Here is a 2,888-nt window from a genome sequence, read left to right as displayed (position 1 = left end):
AGTTCGGCGGTGTCCTACTCTCCCACAACCCTTCGGTTGCAGTACCATCGGCGCTGTCAGGCTTAGCTTCCGGGTTCGGAATGGGACCGGGCGTTTCCCTGACGCTAAAACCACCGAAACACTACGAAACAACACACGTCATCCGACGTGGTGTTTCAGAACCGTAGAGTGGATGCGTAACACCTTCGTAGACAAGTCCTCGGCCTATTAGTACCAGTCAACTCGACAACACATTACTGTGCTTCCATCTCTGGCCTATCAACCCAATGGTCTCTTGGGGGCCTTAACCCACAAAGGGTGGGATACCTCATCTTGGAACAGGCTTCCCGCTTAGATGCCTTCAGCGGTTATCCCTTCCGAACGTGGCCAACCAGCCATGCCCTTGGCAGAACAACTGGCACACCAGAGGTTCGTCCGTCCCGGTCCTCTCGTACTAGGGACAGCCTTCCTCAAGTATCCTACGCGCGCGGCGGATAGGGACCGAACTGTCTCACGACGTTCTAAACCCAGCTCGCGTGCCGCTTTAATGGGCGAACAGCCCAACCCTTGGGACCTACTCCGGCCCCAGGATGCGACGAGCCGACATCGAGGTGCCAAACCATGCCGTCGATATGGACTCTTGGGCAAGATCAGCCTGTTATCCCCGGGGTACCTTTTATCCGTTGAGCGACACCCCTTCCACCAGGTGGTGCCGGATCACTAGTCCCGACTTTCGTCCCTGCTCGACATGTCTGTCTCACAGTCAAGCTCCCTTGTGCACTTGCACTCAACACCTGATTGCCAACCAGGCTGAGGGAACCTTTGGGCGCCTCCGTTACTCTTTAGGAGGCAACCGCCCCAGTTAAACTACCCATCAGGCACTGTCCCTGAACCAGATCATGGCCCGAGGTTCAGATTCCCAATTCGACCAGAGTGGTATTTCAACAACGACTCCACAGTAACTAGCGTCACCGCTTCACAGTCTCCCACCTATCCTACACAAGCCGAACCGAAAACCAATACCAAACTATAGTAAAGGTCCCGGGGTCTTTCCGTCCTGCCGCGCGTAACGAGCATCTTTACTCGTAGTGCAATTTCGCCGGGCCTGTGGTTGAGACAGCCGGAAAGTCGTTACGCCATTCGTGCAGGTCGGAACTTACCCGACAAGGAATTTCGCTACCTTAGGATGGTTATAGTTACCACCGCCGTTTACTGGCGCTTAAATTCTCAGCTTCACCCACAAAGTGGATTAACCGGTCCTCTTAACGTTCCAGCACCGGGCAGGCGTCAGTCCATATACATCGTCTTGCGACTTCGCATGGACCTGTGTTTTTAGTAAACAGTCGCTTTCCGCTGGTCTCTGCGGCCACCCACCCCTAGCCCGAAAAAGGCTTCAGAGTGTTTGGCCCCCCTTCTCCCGAAGTTACGGGGGCATTTTGCCGAGTTCCTTAACCACAGTTCACCCGATCGCCTTGGTATTCTCTACCTGACCACCTGTGTTGGTTTGGGGTACGGGCCGTGCATGCACTCACTAGAGGCTTTTCTCGGCAGCATAGGATCACTCTACTTCGCCTCAAACGGCTACGCATCACGTCTCAGCCTTAATGCCGTGCGGATTTGCCTACACGACGGCCTACACGCTTACACCAGGACAACCATCGCCTGGCGGAGCTACCTTCCTGCGTCACCCCATCGCTTGACTACTACGAAATCAGGTCCCACGCTCCACAACACCCACTAGGCCCGAAGGCTTCGCAGATGCGCTTCGGGTGGTTAGTATCAAACGCCTCGTCATGGGCGCACATGCTCGGGTACGGGAATATCAACCCGTTGTCCATCGACTACGCCTGTCGGCCTCGCCTTAGGTCCCGACTTACCCTGGGCGGATTAGCCTGGCCCAGGAACCCTTGGTCATCCGGCGGCAGAGTTTCTCACTCTGCATTCGCTACTCATGCCTGCATTCTCACTCCCACACCCTCCACGACTGGCTTCCGCCGCCGCTTCCCTGGATGCAGGACGCTCCCCTACCCATCCACACCACTAGACAAGAGACTCAAGGCCTCAAGCCGATGTATTGCATGAATGACACAGCTTCGGCGGTGTGCTTAAGCCCCGCTACATTGTCGGCGCAGGACCACTTGACCAGTGAGCTATTACGCACTCTTTCAAGGGTGGCTGCTTCTAAGCCAACCTCCTGGTTGTCTGGGCAATCCCACATCCTTTCCCACTGAGCACACACTTAGGGGCCTTAGCTGGTGTTCTGGGCTGTTTCCCTCTCGACGACGAAGCTTATCCCCCGCCGTCTCACTGCCGCACTCTCACACCACGGTATTCGGAGTTTGGTTGATTTCGGTAACCCGGTAAGGCCCCTAGACCATCCAGTAGCTCTACCCCCGTGGTGAAACATGCGACGCTGCACCTAAATGCATTTCGGGGAGAACCAGCTATCACGGAGTTTGATTGGCCTTTCACCCCTACCCACAGCTCATCCCCTCAGTTTTCAACCTAAGTGGGTTCGGGCCTCCACGACGTCTTACCGTCGCTTCACCCTGGCCATGGGTAGATCACTCCGCTTCGGGTCTAGACCACGCGACTACATTCGCCCTATTCAGACTCGCTTTCGCTACGGCTACCCCACACGGGTTAACCTCGCCACGCAGCACTAACTCGCAGGCTCATTCTTCAAAAGGCACGCCATCACCCAACAAAGTAAGCTCTGACGGCTTGTAGGCACACGGTTTCAGGTACTCTTTCACTCCCCTCCCGGGGTACTTTTCATCTTTCCCTCACGGTACTCGTCCGCTATCGGTCTTCAGGAAGTATTTAGGCTTACCGGGTGGTCCCGGCAGATTCACAGCAAATTCCACGAGCTCGCTGCTACTCGGGAACACCAAACAAACAATCAACAA

1 rRNA gene and 1 other annotated feature (1 of these 2 only partly in view) are annotated in these 2,888 nt (G+C 55.6%); the gene reads right to left on the bottom strand.

The features are described 5' to 3' along the window. Nucleotide 1: 1 nt before the first annotated feature. Nucleotides 2-118 (bottom strand): 5S ribosomal RNA (gene rrf, locus AB0C38_RS49435). Between the two features lie 70 nt (nt 119-188). Then, nucleotides 189-2,888 (bottom strand) — a sequence feature (most likely nonfunctional fraction of RNA operon) (it continues 1,519 nt past the right edge of the window).

This window comes from Amycolatopsis sp. NPDC048633, from assembly GCF_040650695.1.
Classification (GTDB): Bacteria; Actinomycetota; Actinomycetes; order Mycobacteriales; family Pseudonocardiaceae; genus Amycolatopsis.
The sequence above is the reverse complement of the archived record's forward strand: the minus strand, read 5'-3'. Positions and strand labels throughout refer to the sequence as shown.